General features: G+C 38.9%; 15 protein-coding genes and 1 other annotated feature (1 of these 16 cut by a window edge). Of the genes, 8 read left to right on the top strand and 7 right to left on the bottom strand.

Going from position 1 to position 15,991, the window contains the following annotated elements; translation table 11 throughout:
- The first annotated feature begins 97 nt into the window (after nucleotides 1-97).
- On the top strand, nucleotides 98-808 hold the full coding sequence (locus tag ACY9Z2_RS12795; RefSeq protein WP_463610041.1) for a GntR family transcriptional regulator: 711 nt from the start codon (nucleotides 98-100) through the stop codon (nucleotides 806-808).
- Nucleotides 801-1,412: a sterol desaturase family protein gene (locus ACY9Z2_RS12790; RefSeq protein WP_463610040.1), complete on the top strand. Its 612-nt coding sequence runs from the start codon at nucleotides 801-803 to the stop codon at nucleotides 1,410-1,412. Before ACY9Z2_RS12795 ends, ACY9Z2_RS12790 begins: the two co-directional genes overlap by 8 nt.
- A 50-nt stretch (nucleotides 1,413-1,462) precedes the next feature.
- Here the strand turns inward: ACY9Z2_RS12790 and ACY9Z2_RS12785 are convergent, their stop codons facing one another.
- Entirely contained in the window at nucleotides 1,463-1,960 is a 498-nt protein-coding gene (locus ACY9Z2_RS12785) for a GNAT family N-acetyltransferase (RefSeq protein WP_463610039.1), read from the bottom strand.
- A gap of 62 nt (nucleotides 1,961-2,022) precedes the next feature.
- Between ACY9Z2_RS12785 and pepT the strand changes: the two genes are divergently transcribed.
- Both pepT and ACY9Z2_RS12775 read left to right on the top strand, forming a co-directional pair.
- Nucleotides 2,023-3,252: a peptidase T gene (pepT, locus tag ACY9Z2_RS12780; RefSeq protein ID WP_463610038.1), complete on the top strand. Its 1,230-nt coding sequence runs from the start codon at nucleotides 2,023-2,025 to the stop codon at nucleotides 3,250-3,252.
- A 273-nt stretch (nucleotides 3,253-3,525) separates the two neighbouring features.
- A complete protein-coding gene (locus tag ACY9Z2_RS12775; RefSeq protein WP_463610037.1) occupies nucleotides 3,526-4,527 on the top strand; it encodes a D-alanyl-D-alanine carboxypeptidase family protein in 1,002 nt (333 codons plus the stop codon).
- Between the two features lie 157 nt (nucleotides 4,528-4,684).
- On the opposite strand, the gene ACY9Z2_RS12770 is transcribed toward ACY9Z2_RS12775, so the two are convergent.
- Nucleotides 4,685-5,221 carry an HD domain-containing protein gene (locus ACY9Z2_RS12770; RefSeq protein WP_463610036.1) on the bottom strand — a complete coding sequence of 179 codons (537 nt, stop codon included), beginning with the start codon at nucleotides 5,219-5,221 and terminating at the stop codon, nucleotides 4,685-4,687.
- A 229-nt stretch (nucleotides 5,222-5,450) separates the two neighbouring features.
- Between ACY9Z2_RS12770 and ACY9Z2_RS12765 the strand changes: the two genes are divergently transcribed.
- Genes ACY9Z2_RS12765 through ACY9Z2_RS12755 form a run of 3 tightly spaced genes read left to right on the top strand, consistent with a single transcriptional unit; the run spans nucleotide 5,451 to nucleotide 9,019 of the window.
- On the top strand, nucleotides 5,451-6,203 hold the full coding sequence (locus tag ACY9Z2_RS12765; RefSeq protein ID WP_463610035.1) for a DeoR/GlpR family DNA-binding transcription regulator: 753 nt from the start codon (nucleotides 5,451-5,453) through the stop codon (nucleotides 6,201-6,203).
- Nucleotides 6,200-7,117 (top strand): 1-phosphofructokinase, encoded by a 918-nt coding sequence (gene pfkB / locus ACY9Z2_RS12760; RefSeq protein WP_463610034.1) that lies wholly within the window; start codon nucleotides 6,200-6,202, stop codon nucleotides 7,115-7,117. Before ACY9Z2_RS12765 ends, pfkB begins: the two co-directional genes overlap by 4 nt.
- Nucleotides 7,118-9,019 (top strand): PTS fructose transporter subunit IIABC, encoded by a 1,902-nt coding sequence (locus tag ACY9Z2_RS12755; protein ID WP_463610033.1) that lies wholly within the window; start codon nucleotides 7,118-7,120, stop codon nucleotides 9,017-9,019.
- 222 nt (nucleotides 9,020-9,241) lie between these two features.
- On the opposite strand, the gene ACY9Z2_RS12750 is transcribed toward ACY9Z2_RS12755, so the two are convergent.
- The 4 genes from ACY9Z2_RS12750 to ACY9Z2_RS12735 all read right to left on the bottom strand — a co-directional run bounded on the left by ACY9Z2_RS12750 (nucleotide 9,242) and on the right by ACY9Z2_RS12735 (nucleotide 13,551).
- On the bottom strand, nucleotides 9,242-9,694 hold the full coding sequence (locus tag ACY9Z2_RS12750; protein ID WP_463610032.1) for a DUF2269 family protein: 453 nt from the start codon (nucleotides 9,692-9,694) through the stop codon (nucleotides 9,242-9,244).
- Between the two features lie 85 nt (nucleotides 9,695-9,779).
- Nucleotides 9,780-11,582, bottom strand: coding sequence for a ribosomal protection-like ABC-F family protein (gene abc-f / locus ACY9Z2_RS12745; protein ID WP_463610031.1), 1,803 nt, complete (start codon nucleotides 11,580-11,582; stop codon nucleotides 9,780-9,782).
- 409 nt (nucleotides 11,583-11,991) lie between these two features.
- Nucleotides 11,992-12,441, bottom strand: coding sequence for a nucleoside deaminase (locus ACY9Z2_RS12740; RefSeq protein ID WP_463610030.1), 450 nt, complete (start codon nucleotides 12,439-12,441; stop codon nucleotides 11,992-11,994).
- A 72-nt stretch (nucleotides 12,442-12,513) separates the two neighbouring features.
- Nucleotides 12,514-13,551 (bottom strand): PTS sugar transporter subunit IIC, encoded by a 1,038-nt coding sequence (locus ACY9Z2_RS12735; protein ID WP_463610029.1) that lies wholly within the window; start codon nucleotides 13,549-13,551, stop codon nucleotides 12,514-12,516.
- A gap of 219 nt (nucleotides 13,552-13,770) precedes the next feature.
- On the opposite strand from ACY9Z2_RS12735, the gene ACY9Z2_RS12730 reads away from it, so the two are divergent.
- Nucleotides 13,771-14,331 (top strand): nitroreductase family protein, encoded by a 561-nt coding sequence (locus tag ACY9Z2_RS12730; protein WP_463610028.1) that lies wholly within the window; start codon nucleotides 13,771-13,773, stop codon nucleotides 14,329-14,331.
- Nucleotides 14,332-14,517: 186 nt separating this feature from the next.
- Here ACY9Z2_RS12730 and ddlA read toward each other — a convergent pair whose 3' ends face one another.
- Nucleotides 14,518-15,624 carry a D-alanine--D-alanine ligase gene (ddlA, locus tag ACY9Z2_RS12725; RefSeq protein WP_463610027.1) on the bottom strand — a complete coding sequence of 369 codons (1,107 nt, stop codon included), beginning with the start codon at nucleotides 15,622-15,624 and terminating at the stop codon, nucleotides 14,518-14,520.
- 146 nt (nucleotides 15,625-15,770) lie between these two features.
- Nucleotides 15,771-15,991 (top strand) — a binding site (T-box leader) (it continues 29 nt past the right edge of the window).

Below are 15,991 nucleotides of genomic sequence, written 5' to 3'. Positions count from 1 at the left end.
CGAAATTTCAAAAAATTAATTGACTTTATTTTCAGAGTGATACATACTATTTGGTAAGACCAATATAAATTATGGTATTACCAAAAGGGTGATTATCGTGAGTAGAACGTCTGATACAATAGAAAAACAATTTATTTCCTCAATCATTCAAGGAGAATATACGGCTAGTTCGCAATTACAGACAGAGAGAGAACTTGCTACTACATACAAAGTTGGACGACCTACTATTAGAGAAGTTTTACAGCGTCTTCATCATAGTGGTTGGATAACACTAAGAAAAGGACAGTCTGCAACTGTGAACGATTATTGGAAAGAGGGCAACATCAATACAATCGTCGATATTATCCAACATTATGATGAAATTCCAGATGAATTGGTACTTTACTTCCTAGAAATGCGTATAGCTATCACACCAAAATACGTAAAGAAAGCTATCATGATGCATCACCCTAAAGTAGTTGCCATTCTTTCGAAAATGGATGAATTATCCGATTCAGCAGAGGATTATGCACTATTTGATTGGAAACTACAGAAAGAACTTGCAGGACTTTCCGGGAATCCAATTTTCCCCCTACTATTAAACAGTTTCGAACCCGCTTATGTTAAAATGGCAAAAATCTACTTTTCATTGCCGTTTTGCCGTAAAGCTTCCTACAGTTATTATAAAGAATTAATGAAGGTAGCCCTTAATGGCGATGTCACTCAATCTGAGAGGTTAGCGCGATCTATGATGGAAAAAAGTTATGCATTATGGGAAACACATATTTCCGAGAAAAGGAGACGAAAGGAGGAAAATGTAAATGAGTAAGTACTACAAGGAGTTTTTATTTTTCCCAGACGTAACTGTTATGCTGGCTCTTTTTACTCCCCTTTCCGTATACACTATTTTACACATGCTACAAGTTAGCACATGGATCGCCCTTGTAATCGGAATGGCGGCATATGCTTTAAGCGAATATATGGTACACCGCTTCTTATTTCATATGAAAACACCAGAGAATCCATTTTTACTCAAAATGATTAAGCGTCTACATTTCGATCATCACGTTGATCCAAAAGATTTAAGTTTATTGTTCTTACCACTCTGGTTTAGCCTGCCTAACTTTTTTGTTAGCTCGGTAATCTTTTATTTAATTACGGGGAATGTACAGCTTACACTGGCTTTTCTTACTGGTCTTATGAGCTATTTTCTATATTACGAGTGGAAACATTATGTAGCTCATAAACCAATTCAACCTCTTACTAAATTGGGTAAAAAGATTAAAAAGGCTCATCTTTGGCATCATTTTAAAAACGAAAACTACTGGTTTGGTGTAACACATACATCCGTTGACAAAACGCTTGGAACATTTAAGAATCAGAAACTAGTGGAGAAAAGCGAAACAGCACGGAACCTGGAAAAACGTGCCTGATTAAATTAGCCACTTGAAACAGCTTTGGCTAGCTGTCCAAGTGGTCTCACTCAATCTAGGAATCTTCCCATATAATATTCGTCGACATACCTGCCATCAACTTTGAGCGAATGCCGCTTCGTTCCCTCTATTTCAAATCCAGCTTTTTTATATAACCTAATCCCTGGCTCATTCTCAACAGCTGTTGTTAATTCCAGACGGTGAATTCCTATAGATCTCGCCCATCCATCCATTTCACTGAAGAGCGCTGTACCAATCCCTTTTCCACGATGACTCTCTGCAATTCCTATTACCAAATAAGCGCTATGTCGTTTCCGGTTTACATCACCACCGTTCGCAATCAGATAACCTACTAATTGCCCGTTTAATTCTGCTACCAGAATAGTAGCATTTTCTTTTCCCAAGAAAGCTTTGATCATCTTTTCTTGACCATCGACAGTCTTTTTTCGTTCACCTGGATCCATTAACATATAGTCACTTTCTTTTTCTACTTGCATTACTAGATCAAGCAACATCGCTGCATCTTGTAATTTCGCTTCTCGGATCATGCTTTCACCTCACTCATTGTGTTAAAATAATCATAATTTACGAAACAGGAGATGACAACCCAATGAAGCAGGATTTAATTAACCGCCTCACTACATACGTGAAAATAGATACACAATCAAATGAAAAAAATGACCAAACCCCTTCCACATCAGGACAGTTAGAGTTAGCTAACCTACTTGTTACTGAATTAAAAGACATCGGCATGAACGATGTTACGATTGATGAAAATGGGTATGTCATGGCAACACTCCCAGCTAATTCTGACAAAGATTTACCTACAATTGGTTTTTTGGCACACGTCGATACCGCAACTGATTTCACTGGTAAGAATGTAAATCCACAACTAGTAGAAAACTTTGATGGCAACGACTTGGTCTTAAATAAGGAATTAAACGTTGTCTTATCCGGCCAAGAATTCCCAGAGCTCCCCGATTACAAAGGGCACACGTTAATCACTACCGATGGCACAACATTGTTAGGTGCGGATAACAAAGCCGGTATCGCGGAGATTATGACAGCGATGGCTTATTTAATCGACCATCCGGAAATAAAACATGGGAAGATTCGCGTGGCATTTACACCAGATGAAGAAATTGGACGCGGTCCTCATAAATTCGACGTAGATGCGTTTGGAGCAGATTTTGCCTATACCATCGATGGTGGTCCACTTGGCGAACTGCAATATGAGAGCTTCAACGCAGCAGCGGCAGAAATAACATTTATCGGAAATAGTGTACATCCTGGTACGGCCAAAAATAAAATGGTAAATGCCGGAAGCCTGGCAGCTGAATTTGTTGGAAAGTTTCCAGCGAAGGAAACACCAGAACATACCGAAAAATATGAAGGATTTTATCATTTAAGCTCCATCAATGGCGACGTAGAAAAAACAAGTATTTCTTATATCATTCGGGATTTTGACAAGGAAAATTTTGCGGCAAGGAAGGAATTCGTAAAAGGTGCAGTTGCAGAAATCAAGGAAAAATACGGAGAACATCGTGTCCAGTTAACAATGAACGACCAATATTACAACATGGGCGAAAAAATTAAACCTGTAAAGGAAATAGTGGATATCGCGCAACAGGCGATGGAGAATTTGAATATAACTCCTTTGATAAAACCAGTTCGCGGAGGTACGGACGGATCTCAGCTTTCTTACATGGGACTTCCAACACCGAATATATTTACGGGTGGCGAAAATTATCATGGTAAATTCGAGTATATCTCCGTCGATAACATGATGAAAGCAACTGAAGTAATTGTTGAGATATGCAGGTTGTTTGAAGAAAAGTAGATCAAGCTGAACTCTGTATTTACGGGGTTCAGTTTTTTTATTTAATTTTGGATGCAAAATCTCTGGACGCATCGGCGATTTGGAATAACTATCGGCGAAATTACACATAGTACCGGCGATTCTTGAACATCATTCGGCGAAAATCCAACAGCTTCGGCGATTCGTTCGGTATCACCCAATCCATCTATCAAACTAGTATAATTCTCATGTTGCGATTCAGCTTTCCATGATATACTAATAGTTGCAATTAATTTATGGGGAGCGTTACATCAGATGCAGAGAAAGCTACTACCGATTATACTAGTTTCGGTGATTATAATACTTACATCTTGCACAGAGCAGACGGTTGCTAATCATTCAAACACGAAGGATACCACTGTAGAATCAAAGCAACATGTCGAAGAGACTATCACGAAACTTCCAGCACCTACATTAAAAAATGGCGATAGCGGAGAAGCAGTAAAAAAGCTTCAGTCTGTATTAATCGACCTTGGATATAAACTACAAGCAATCGGAACGTTTGATAAAGAAACAAAAGTAGCATTAAAAGATTTTCAAGCACAACAACTGGAACTACCCGCTTCAGGCGTTTACGACGAAGCAACAAAAGACTGGCTAGAAAAAGCTTTAAATGGAAAGTTTACGGTTAAACCTGGGAAAGGAAGTGTTCCTATTTCTGATCCAAAAGAAACAGTCATTGTCGATAACCCATCAAGTACGTTAGTTTTAGTTAACAAAGGTCATGCCTTACCAGCTGATTATATTCCGGATGATTTAATCGCACCGAATGTCCCTTTTCCTTTTACACAGGATTTACCGAAGCGTTACATGCGAAAGGAAGCTGCGCATGCGTTGGAAAATTTATTTAAAGCATCTAAAAAAGCAGGGCTTAACCTGTATGCACAATCTGGATATCGGTCATATGAAAGGCAAGATGCAATTTTTGCATCCTATGTGGCAAGAGACGGCGAAGAAGCTGCAAATAAATATAGTGCAAAACCTGGGGAAAGTGAGCATCAGACAGGTTTAACGATGGATGTGACAAGTCCAGATATTAATTTTAATTTAAATACTAACTTTGCTAAAACAGATGAAGGTAAATGGGTAAAGGCCCATGCTCACGAATTTGGCTTTATCATCCGCTACCCAAAAGGGGAAGAAGCTATAACAAAATATCAATATGAACCATGGCATCTGCGTTATGTTGGCAAGAAAGTGGCAGAAGTCATTCATGAACGAGATATTACCTTCGAGGAATACCTCGGCGTAGAGTAATGCTGTAGGGTCCGGTTAACCGGATCTTTTTTTATTGGCAGGTAAGAAAGTATAAATCCTTTCTTACTGCATAAGTGCAACTAAGGCTTGGCGACAAGCCAAGTTTTCTAAAATTAAAATAAGCTCCATTTCTAAAAATGGGCTTACTGTTCTTACCTTATCCAATTTTGTTGAATCGAGTTTTTTGTTTAAACGTGTTAATTTTCTTATCTAGCTTACGAATTCGCTCCAATGCTTCATGATCATCAATTGTGCGGTAGTGATGTTTACCACCTGTTTCTTCATCTGCTTCATCTGCAAGTGAGACGACGTATTGCAACGGCTTTAAATTCAAGTGTCCTTCTGGTAAATAGGAATCAGTATGCAGAAGAATCGCAACAGCTATTTCTTTTGCAGCATGCCGATCTTCGCCAATTCGAATTAACAGCTTATGCGCGCGACTTGCTCCTTTAATCGCATGGATATCATTTTCGCGGTATAATTCATAGTCCCATTCACCATTACGGTACCACGTATAATGGCCAACGTCGTGAAGTAACGCTGCTTTCGTTGCTAAGTCTGGATCTACACTGTGTTCTTTCGAGAACTGAAATGCATATTCAGCTACTCGAATTGCATGAGCCATCCCTGATCGTTTCAAATACTTTTGTGTAATTGGATGTTTAAAAACTTCCTCTAATGTAACGTTCCTCACGGTAGTTCCTCCTTTCTACTTATCCTAGTATGGTATGCGCAAAAAATTATATTGTTAAATACAATAGCACTTTCAAAATTGATTTGCAATACATATTTTCCTGTTAATCAAGTTTCTAAACATTACCTAATCATTATTGATTGTTTATGATTGAAAATGATTGTTTATGATTGATTTTTGGAAACGTTTACTATACACTAGTATCAATAAGGAAATAAGGATGATATACATGCTAACCAATGAACGCCATACTATTATTCTAAAGCTACTAGAAGGAAAGCAAACCATCACAACACAGGAAATAATGGAAGCTACTTTCGCCTCCGAATCAACCATCCGTCGTGATTTGACTGATTTAGAAGCTAACCATAAATTACAACGGATTCATGGAGGGGCAACATTAACAGAGAAAAAGCTTCAGGAATATAGTATTGCTGAAAAATCAACCAGAAACCTTCAAGAAAAACAATTAATTGCCAAGCGAGCTTCACAATGGATCCAAGAAGAAGACACTATTTTTCTTGATGCCGGTACAACTACACTGCAACTAATACCATACTTAAAAGATAAACAGGTTGTAGTTGTCACAAATGGATTAACACATCTTGATTCATTAATGGAGCATGGAATTACTACTTATTTGACTGGTGGATTTTTAAAACAGAAAACAAGTGCCTTAATTGGACAACAAGCTATCCAATCACTCGAAAATTACCGATTTGACAAGTGTTTCCTTGGTGTAAATGGTTATCACCCCATATACGGGTATACTACACCTGATCCTGAGGAAGCATACGTCAAACAAACTGCTAGCAAGCTTGCTAGACAATCATTTGTTTTAAGTGATCACACCAAGCTAAACAAAGTCAGCTTTGCTAAGATTTGTGATCTAAAGGAAGCTTCATTGATAACAGGTCCATTATCAAGTGAGGATTACGAAATTCTATCAAGTCAAACAACCATTGAGGTGGTTTCATCATGATCTATACGTGTACGTTTACACCTTCGATTGATTACACGGTCTATTTGCCAGCATTTCATGTAGGTCAGTTAAATCGAACAGAGGAAGTTTATTATTACCCTGGTGGAAAAGGTATCAATGTATCACGTGTGCTAAATCGTCTACATGTAAACAGTATTGCACTTGGATTTGCTGGTGGTTTCACTGGAGAATACATTCAATCCTTTTTACATGAGGAAGGTATTCAAACGAATTTTATAAATACCAATGAACCCACTCGGATTAATGTAAAAATCAAATCCGATGAAGAATCGGAATTAAATGGTCCTGGACCAAATACTACACACGAGCAACGGAAAAAATTACTTGAAAAACTAGAGCGACTGGAAGCTGGTGACTGGTTTGTATTAGCTGGAAGTTTACCAGCTGATATTCCAGATTCTTTCTACAAAGCCATTGCAGCAATCTGTCACAAACGAAATGTTCGCTATGTTTTGGATACCTCAGGTAAGGCTTTGAAAAAATTAATTGATACAAAGCCATTTTTAATTAAGCCCAACCAACAGGAACTCGGTGAGTTATTTGATACAACGATAACGACGAAAGAACAAGCAGTTGGTTATGCGAAAAAGTTGATTGAACAAGGTATTGAGCATGTGATTGTATCAATGGGTGGCAGCGGAGCAATTTTGGTCACCAAAAATCAAGTTTTAATTGCTGAATCGCCAAAGGGACAGGTTGTTAACACGGTCGGAGCCGGGGATTCCCTTGTTTCCGGATTCATTGCAGCTACAGTTCATGGAAAAACACTGGAGCAAGCGTTTCGTTATGGAATTGCAAGCGGTAGTGCCACTGCCTTTCGTACCGATTTATGTGAGGAAAAAGATGTAGACCGTTTGGTTCCAGAAGTTACTATAAGAGAGGATGTGATCTAAATGAAAATCACGGAGCTATTAGGTCAAGACACCATCATTCTTGATCTAGCATCACAGTCAAAAAAGGATGTTTTGCATGAACTCGCAAACCAGTTAGATGCTGCTGGAAAACTGAACGACAAACAAGCATTTATAGATGATATTTTTAACCGAGAAGCACAAAGTACCACTGGAATTGGCGAAAGTATTGCGATTCCGCACGCAAAATCTGCTGCGGTTAAGGAACCAGCAATTGCATTCGGTCGTTCCAAATCGGGAATTGACTTTGAATCATTAGACGGCCAGCCTGCTCATTTATTTTTCATGATTGCAGCAAGTGAAGGTGCAAATAATGATCATTTAGAAGCACTGTCACGATTATCAACGTTTTTAATGGATGAAAAGTTCAGAGAAAAAATCTATAAGGCTACTTCAAAAGAAGAAGTGTTAGACGCTGTTAATGAAAAAGAAATTGAAGTTGACCAACCCGAGGAAACAGAAAGCGCTACTTCAAAAATTCTTGCCGTAACTGCATGTCCAACGGGAATTGCCCATACGTACATGGCTGCTGAAAAATTAAATGAAACAGCTAAGGAAATGGGACTATCGATTAAAGTAGAAACAAACGGGTCTAGTGGTGTAAAAAATCGTCTAACTGCAGACGACATCGCTGAGGCAGATGTTATTGTCGTTGCCGCTGATACCAAGGTTGAAATGGAGCGATTTGCTGGAAAACCTGTGATTCAAACAGGCGTTGGAAAAGCAATTCATGAGACGAAGGAATTATTGAATCGTGCGGTAAAACAAGATGCACCGATATATCAATCTGAAAAGTCAGATTCATCTTCTAGTGAAAAAGAATCAAGAAGTGGTTTCTATAAGCATTTGATGAATGGTGTGTCGAACATGCTACCATTTGTTGTCGGTGGTGGGATTTTAATTGCGTTATCCTTCTTCTGGGGAATTAAGTCAAGCGTTCCGGGTCATGCGGATTACAATGAATTTGCTGCCATGCTTAACACGATTGGAGGCGGAAAAGCATTCTTCCTAATGGTTCCTGTTCTTGCTGGTTTCATCGCATCCAGCATTGCTGATCGACCAGGTTTTGCTCCAGGCATGGTTGGTGGTTTAATTGCCATTACCGTTACAGGCGCTGAGGGAGCTGGCGGCGGTTCTGGTTTCCTTGGAGGGTTAATCGCTGGTTTTCTAGCCGGTTATGTAACATTGCTTGTCAAAAAGGCATTTGCTGGACTGCCAGATGCACTGGAAGGCTTGAAGCCAGTTCTCTTTTATCCATTATTCGGTATTGCGATTACAGGAATAATCATGATGGTAATCAACCCACCTTTAACTACCGTATATACTGGACTATCATCATTTTTAGAAGGCATGAGCGGAGCAAACCAAATCGTTTTAGGACTTATTCTTGGTGCTATGATGGCCTTTGATTTAGGTGGTCCTGTTAACAAAGCAGCGTACACATTTGGTATCGCAATGCTCGATGCAGGAAACTATACCATTATGGCTAGTGTTATGGCCGCAGGAATGGTACCACCGCTAGGAATGGCTCTGGCAACTTCTCTATTTAAAAGTCGCTTTACGAAGCAAGAACGCAATGCTGGAAAAACTGCGTATGCCCTTGGTGCATGCTTTATTACAGAAGGTGTAATACCACTTGCGGCAGCGGATCCAGCGCGGGTTATACCATCAGTAATGACGGGTGCTGCTGTAACCGGTGCATTGACAATGGTTTTCGATATCGCTTTACGAGCTCCTCACGGTGGTGTATTTGTTCTTCCGTTAGTTGAAGGTGGAAGTGTTACAAAAATTCTATTGTATATTCTTGCAATCATCGTTGGTTCTCTAGTTACTGCACTAATGGCAGGATTGTTGAAAAAGAATATTGCAGAAAAGGCTGCATAAGATTCGAGTCGCGCAAAAATTGGTTACTATCGCGCGGCATCCTGACTAAATCGCGCAGTAATCTTTATAAATCGCGCGACTCTTTATGTGTCGCGCGATTATCTTATTTTTATGCGCGATTTTGAATAAAGATTGCGCGAAATTCACTGGTTATTGCGCGTTTACTTCAAAATTGAACCAAAATAAATGAGGCTGTCCAAAAGGGCAACCTCATTTTTAACATTAAAATGGTTTTGTTATCATCAGTGCAATGATTAATAAAAAAATTGCATTTTCAATCCTCTCAAAGAAAAACAATTTTTTCGCGAGCAAGTAGTACGCATCTGGTATTTTTTCACCGGTAGTATTTTTTAGCATTTCCTTGATTGGCCTTGAGCTAGATTTCAAAACAGTTGGTCCAAAAGCTAATGCAACCATGAAAAGCACCAAACTAGTTATATACCAACCTTCGCCAAATAACATTGGATTCAATCCGCCCATAAACAATCCTGATAAGAGCAACAATGTGCCCCCAATCATCACTAAAATATGAAGCCGATTTCGGATTTCATAAGCATGTCTTAGCTCTGTCATATTCGAAGCATTTTTCACAATGGAGGTCAATACAAATCCCGGTCCCATACCTAATATAGCTGAAAATATATGAATAAATACTAAAAAAGAATAAAATGTCATGGACGAGCCCTCCTCACCTATCTTCATCATACACGATTCAGCTATTTGAAGGGCACATCAAATCTATACGATTCGTGAGCATTTTTTAACAATTTAATCGAGCTAGTTTTTCTTTTATCAAACGAATCTCACGCATGATCTTAGCCTGATCCTCATCATCTTCCACTTCATCCATTACCATTAAGTGCGTTAATCTCATCTCTAATGCTTGAATGTCGGTATCATGTTCAGATTTCTCTTTCAATATGTCTTCTTCAAATTCTTCATAGGTTCCTTTGAAATCAATCCACTCATTTTCACCCAACTGGATAATTCGATTTGCTATCTTTTTCACGAAATACCGATCATGGGATACGACTATCAGTGCACCTGGGTATCCTTGAAGAACCTCCTCCATTACCTCTTTCGTTGCAACGTCCAGAAAGTTAGTCGGTTCATCCAACACTAACAAGTTTGCTTTGCTGTAATAGAGGTTTAGAAATGCAACACGGCATTTTTCTCCCATGCTTAAATTTTTTATTTTTTTAAACACATCTTCACGAGAAAATAAGAAGCATCCTAGAATGGTCCTAGCTTCCGTTTGTGTCATTTCGGGAAGTTCCAACATGCTATCAAGTAACGTTTTTTCCTCATCGAGATTATCAAGTTCCTGCGCAAAGTAACCAATCTTTGTTTGTGGGTTAAATTGCAGTTTCCCTTGGCTTGGGCTAAGCTTCCCGGTCAGTAACTTCAACAAGGTCGATTTTCCAGTTCCATTCGCTCCGATTACGGCGAGTTTTTCCCCTCGATAAATGGATAACGATTTGTCCGTAAATAGAGGAGTCCCCTCTTCATACCTAAACGAAAAATTCTCCAAATGTACGAAGCGTTTTGCTGAAAATGCACTACTTTCTAGTTTTACATTCCATTCTTTGTTTTCCCGCGGTTTATCAACTTGTTGATTTTCCAACCGCTCTAATTCCTTTTCTTTTGCTTTGAAACGAGAGACGTTTTTTTTCGCTTTTGCACGAGCAAAGTCATCCGTTCCTGCGGCCTTATGCGCTTGTTGAAACCACTGCTGATAATTTCGAATGGTTTGTTCTAATGCAGCTCTCTTTTGTTTTTGTTTCTGATATAGCGCTTCTTGTGTTCGCTTCTCGAGTTCCTTTTGTTCTCGATATTTGGTATAACCGCCATCAATACGTTCAGATGAATTGCTAGTTAGCTCATACATGGCATGTGCTGTTTTATCTAAAAAATAGCGGTCATGGGAAACGTACAGAACACCACCAGTGTAGGACTGCATCCATGATTCTAGCCACTCGATCGTCGCTTGGTCTAAATGATTGGTCGGCTCATCCATCACGATACAATCAGGTTTTTGCATTAGAATTCTAGCAATCTGTGCACGTGTTTTTTCTCCACCACTTAATTGAGTAAAGTCAGTCATCCATGTCCGTTCAGAAAGGTTTACTTCCTGTAAGTACTTTTCTGCATCAGTCTCTAGACTGTATCCATTTAGGGATAAAAATTTCTCATATACTGTATTGTAACGATCTACAACTTCAGGATTTTTTTCGCCTACATGCTCCTGCAAGCTTTCCAACTGCTTTTTTAACTGAAAGCGCTCTGTTGATCCTGATAAAACAAATTCCAATGTCGTAATTGGAACAGTTACCTCAGGTTCCTGTTCAAGCATTCCCCATTTCTCAAGTGGAACGAAACGCTGTACGCTCCCTGCATCAAATGAAACTCTTCCAATCAAACCTTTTAATAACGTTGTTTTCCCCACTCCATTTCGGCCAAATAAAGCTACGTGCTCTCCTTTCCTTAATTCAATATCTATGTTTTCAAACAGGGTTTCCCCATTCCAATCTTTCCGTAGTCCTTGTGCTTTAAAAATAAACATACCTATCCCACCTTCTTATAAAAAATTACATTAGAAATGCGTAGACGACTGCTTAGCGGCGTACAATAGATAGGCAGGTGAATAGTAGGGTGGTTCTCCCCACTTTTAACCTGACTAACTATTTGCTAGACGCTAGGAGCCGGAGCTAGACATTAAAAAATTCACAGGTATCTGCCTGTGAATGGGTAATTTGCAATATGGATAGACGTATGTTCTGAAAAAACTACATATATTAAAAAGGCTATCCCATAAAAGTGCACACGTATCCCATTCGTTTCAACAGACAGAAACGCTCGTTTGACTTTCTTCAAACTACTTGGATAAACGTGTTTTTACTTCATTGGCGGATAGGTCCTCCTTTGTTGATTTCTTTTATCATACGCAGATTTTTTAAAATTGTCAATTTCCATTACTGTTTCTTTTTCCACTCCGTCATTGGATTAGCTTGATGATCAATTGGTAACTGCTTCATTGACAACTCACGATTATTTTTGTCCTTCTTTAAATCATCATATACAACTTTTGACTTTGTGAGCCCTACTTCAACCGCTTCTTGTAAAGATGCGCAATAATAAACATCATCTATTCCAACAAAATGCATGGCAGTAAAACACATCGGACACGGTTCGCCACTTGCGTACATGGTATACCCTGAGAGATCATTGGTCTGGAGTTGCTTTTGTGCAACTCGAATCGCAAGTAGTTCTGCATGTCCACTGATATCATAGTTCTTGTGTAGTTCGTTTACACCTTCAGAAACAATATTTCCATCTTTTACTAATACAGCACCAAAAGGTTGTCCACCCTCACGTACATTAGTTAATGCAAGTTCAACTGCACGGTTCATAAATTCACTCATTGTTCAACCCTCCAATATTTTCTCTAAGTATACCAATAGCAGCTACCGTGTTAAAGTAGCTGCTATTATCTATTACTCATAATTAATCTTCATGTCACCTGGCTTGATCCAACCTTTTTTTCGAAAGTATGCCGCAACCAATAAACTAATAATTGCCGGCGCAACAATATGCAGGATCAATACAGCCCAAAATACATCTAATGTGAAGCCCATTGTTTCAAAGGTCATGATTTGACCGACTAATCCACTCGTTCCCATACCTGCTCCAAGTGCATTATTTTCCATCTCAAGCCATACGGTTGCGAACGGGGCAAGTACGATACCTGCTATCGTTGGCGGAATGATGATAAGTGGTTTTCGTAAAATATTGGCTACCTGTAACATCGATGTCCCAATGCCTTGTGCAAAGAAGCCACCTAATCCGTTATCCCGATAGCTAATTACTGCAAACCCTATCATTTGCGCTGCACACCCGATTGTTGCTGCGCCTGCAGCAAGTCCATCCAAAGATAGCATAATCGAAATGGCGAGACTTGATATCGGCGCAGTCAACGCCCAGCCCATTAATACCGCGACCAAAATCCCCATAATGAAAGGTTGTTGTGCTGTCGACCAGTTAATTACTTCTCCAAACCAAATCATAAACGTATTGATGGGTGGACCGATAAATGTACCAGTTAAAAATCCAACCAGTATCGTCACAAATGGTGTAACTACAATATCCACTCGTGTAGACTTATACGCTAGTTTCCCGAACTCTGTTGCAAATAGCGCTGCAACATAGCTTCCTACAGGTCCACCTAATTCGGCACCAAATGCACCTGCAAATAAAGCTGAAAATAACACCAATGGAGGAGCTTTTAAACCATAGGCAATTGCTACACCAATCGCCCCACCCATAATTTTTGTCTCCATTGCATATTTACCCATGTCAATAAGTGCGGTTTCAATATAAAGTGGGAGCCAAGGAGCTAACTGCTCTCCAGCCGTTTTTATGATTAAGCCAATAATTAATGATGAAAAAAGTCCTAATGCCATATAGCTTAATGCAGTAATCACGTATTCCTTCCACGATAAAGAAATGCCTTTCTTTTGTAAAAACGCTTTCATTCTTCCCTCTCCTTTGTGAAATAATTCACATATAATACCTATATAATCCATTAGACTTCTCTATTATTACGTGATTATTCTCGCATGGCAAGTACTTTTTTAACACGAGAAAATATTTTCGTTGATTTACCTAGCGAGGTTCGATACAATTTAACTGATAATAATTATCAGTTACAATCATATAATGGAATTACTAGAAAGTTTTTAGGGGGATGACCGATGGAAGAAACAAAACAACTTACAGAACTTGCAAAATTAATCCGTGAACGACGTTCGGTTAAGAAAGGATACAACGATAAAAAGGTTGATAAAAATACAGTATTAGAATTACTAGACAGCGCAGTCTGGGCTCCAACACATGGAATGCGTCAACCTTGGCGATTTATTTTTGTAGATACAGATCAGAAAGCAACGTTTGCTAAAAAGGTTGCTGGTACTTATCCTGAAGAAAAACAGGAAAACCGTGAAGCATATTTAAATGAGCCAAATGCATTTTTGGTTGTTGTAATGGATGTACCTGACAATGAAAAGCAATTCGATGAAAACTTTGGCGCAACCGCTACAATGATTCATAATTTCCAGCTACTCGCGTGGGAACAGCAACTAGGTGTTGTTTGGAAAACGAACCCACATATTTATGATCCAGCGGTAAAATCTATTTTAGGTGTTGGCGACGAAGAAAAAATTGTTGGCTTTATCCATATGGGGTATTTTGATGAAGCTCCCATTCCTAAGGAACGAAAGTCAGTACACGAGAAATTTACTACATTTGAAGGGTAACACAAAGACACCAGCCTATTGATGGCTGGTGTCTTTTTTAGAAATATGTGATCCGGATCGTATTTTGGATCATTCGGATCGTAAATCTGAAATATGGATCGTATTTCTGAAATTCGGATCGTAAATTTTAATTCTGGATCGTAAAATTAAAAATCGGATCGTAAACCCAATTTCGGCTAATAAAACTTACTCCTCATCCCAAACAGCACTCTTTAACATGCCATTCAATTCGTGACGCTCCATTGCCAACTCAATTAATTGGTTAATAAGCTCAGGATAAGTCACACCGCTAAGCTCCCATAGCTTTGGATACATGCTGATGCGCGTGAAACCAGGTAACGTATTTACTTCATTTACATAAATTTCGCCGTTTTCCTTCAAGAAGAAGTCAACGCGCGCAAGCCCTTCACATTCTAACGTTTGGAATACATGAATGGCCGCTTCTTGGATTTTTTTAACCTCATCATCAGATAAGTTTGCTGGTATATCTAATTTAGCTCCACTTTCATCGATATACTTTGATTCATAGGAATAGAACTCTGTTTGTGGTAAAATTTCCCCGGGAATAGACGCTTTTGGTTCTGCATTTCCTAGCACAGCACACTCAATTTCACGTCCAACAATATTTTCTTCCACAATGACTTTGTGGTCATATTGGAATGCCACACGGATTGCTTCGTCAAACTGTTCTTTGGTCGAAACCTTACTTACACCAACTGACGATCCTTGGTTTGCTGGTTTAATAAACATCGGCACACCTAATTGATTTTTCACCTCGTCAAAATCAATACTATTCTTCTTAGCACGGGTAAACGCAAGGCCATTCGCAACATTGATTCCCGCTTCTTTTAATAAACGTTTGGCAATATCTTTATCCATACAAATAGCCGACCCTAATACGCTCGTACCGACAAATGGAAGATTAGCAATACGCAACATTCCTTGTATACTTCCATCCTCACCTAACGTTCCATGTACAATTGGAAACACAACATCTAGTTGGTCCATATCCACGTCTTTCGTTGTATTGATCAATTGATTGTTTGTCTCTCCTGGAACAATTGCCACGTTTTCATTTGATTTATTTAATTGAATTAATGTAGGGTTTTCTTCATTTATTAAGTATGATGTTTGATCATTGATATGCCATTTTCCTTGTTTGTCAATCCCAACTAAGACAACATCATATCTTGTTTTATCAATCGCATCTACTATGTTTTTCGCTGATTGTAAGGACACTTCATGTTCAGCAGATTTACCACCGAAAATAATCCCCACTTTAATTTTTTTCATCATAAGACGCCCTTTCTCCTAAATAAGCTTATTACTAAAATACCACAAAACGAGCTCTCGGTAACAGAAGAATTATTACCATTTTTTCAAAAAGTCCTTGACATATTACTTTTACTTAACTAATATAGATTCTAATAATTAAATCGTGCAAGGTGATGACGAAGAATAGTAATTGAGATGCTTCCTCCAAAGAGAGCTGGTGGTGCTGGGAACCAGTGTGGAACGCTTGATGAATGGCCTTCTGAACTTCCAAACCGAACCATACTAGTTATGCAGTAGGCTTTGGCGAACGTCTTATCGATAACAAAGACAGCCATTAAGATTTATCTTGATGGTGTTAAGTGAGCTGGATTGTTCAGCTAATAAA

The sequence above is a fragment of the Virgibacillus sp. GM2-2 genome, assembly GCF_055329585.1.
Note: the sequence above shows the minus strand (reverse complement) of the source record. Positions and strands in the feature narration are given on the sequence as shown.

What these genes read in the sequence shown, in the direction of transcription:
- ACY9Z2_RS12790 (WP_463610040.1), top strand. Translation starts at nt 801, where the DNA reads ATGAGTAAGTACTACAAGGAGTTTTTATTTTTCCCAGACGTAACTGTT.
- ACY9Z2_RS12785 (WP_463610039.1), bottom strand. Translation starts at nt 1,960, where the DNA reads ATGATCCGAGAAGCGAAATTACAAGATGCAGCGATGTTGCTTGATCTA.
- pepT (WP_463610038.1), top strand. Translation starts at nt 2,023, where the DNA reads ATGAAGCAGGATTTAATTAACCGCCTCACTACATACGTGAAAATAGAT.
- ACY9Z2_RS12775 (WP_463610037.1), top strand. Translation starts at nt 3,526, where the DNA reads ATGCAGAGAAAGCTACTACCGATTATACTAGTTTCGGTGATTATAATA.
- ACY9Z2_RS12765 (WP_463610035.1), top strand. Translation starts at nt 5,451, where the DNA reads ATGCTAACCAATGAACGCCATACTATTATTCTAAAGCTACTAGAAGGA.
- pfkB (WP_463610034.1), top strand. Translation starts at nt 6,200, where the DNA reads ATGATCTATACGTGTACGTTTACACCTTCGATTGATTACACGGTCTAT.
- ACY9Z2_RS12755 (WP_463610033.1), top strand. Translation starts at nt 7,118, where the DNA reads ATGAAAATCACGGAGCTATTAGGTCAAGACACCATCATTCTTGATCTA.
- ACY9Z2_RS12750 (WP_463610032.1), bottom strand. Translation starts at nt 9,694, where the DNA reads ATGACATTTTATTCTTTTTTAGTATTTATTCATATATTTTCAGCTATA.
- abc-f (WP_463610031.1), bottom strand. Translation starts at nt 11,582, where the DNA reads ATGTTTATTTTTAAAGCACAAGGACTACGGAAAGATTGGAATGGGGAA.
- ACY9Z2_RS12740 (WP_463610030.1), bottom strand. Translation starts at nt 12,441, where the DNA reads ATGAGTGAATTTATGAACCGTGCAGTTGAACTTGCATTAACTAATGTA.
- ACY9Z2_RS12735 (WP_463610029.1), bottom strand. Translation starts at nt 13,551, where the DNA reads ATGAAAGCGTTTTTACAAAAGAAAGGCATTTCTTTATCGTGGAAGGAA.
- ACY9Z2_RS12730 (WP_463610028.1), top strand. Translation starts at nt 13,771, where the DNA reads ATGGAAGAAACAAAACAACTTACAGAACTTGCAAAATTAATCCGTGAA.
- ddlA (WP_463610027.1), bottom strand. Translation starts at nt 15,624, where the DNA reads ATGAAAAAAATTAAAGTGGGGATTATTTTCGGTGGTAAATCTGCTGAA.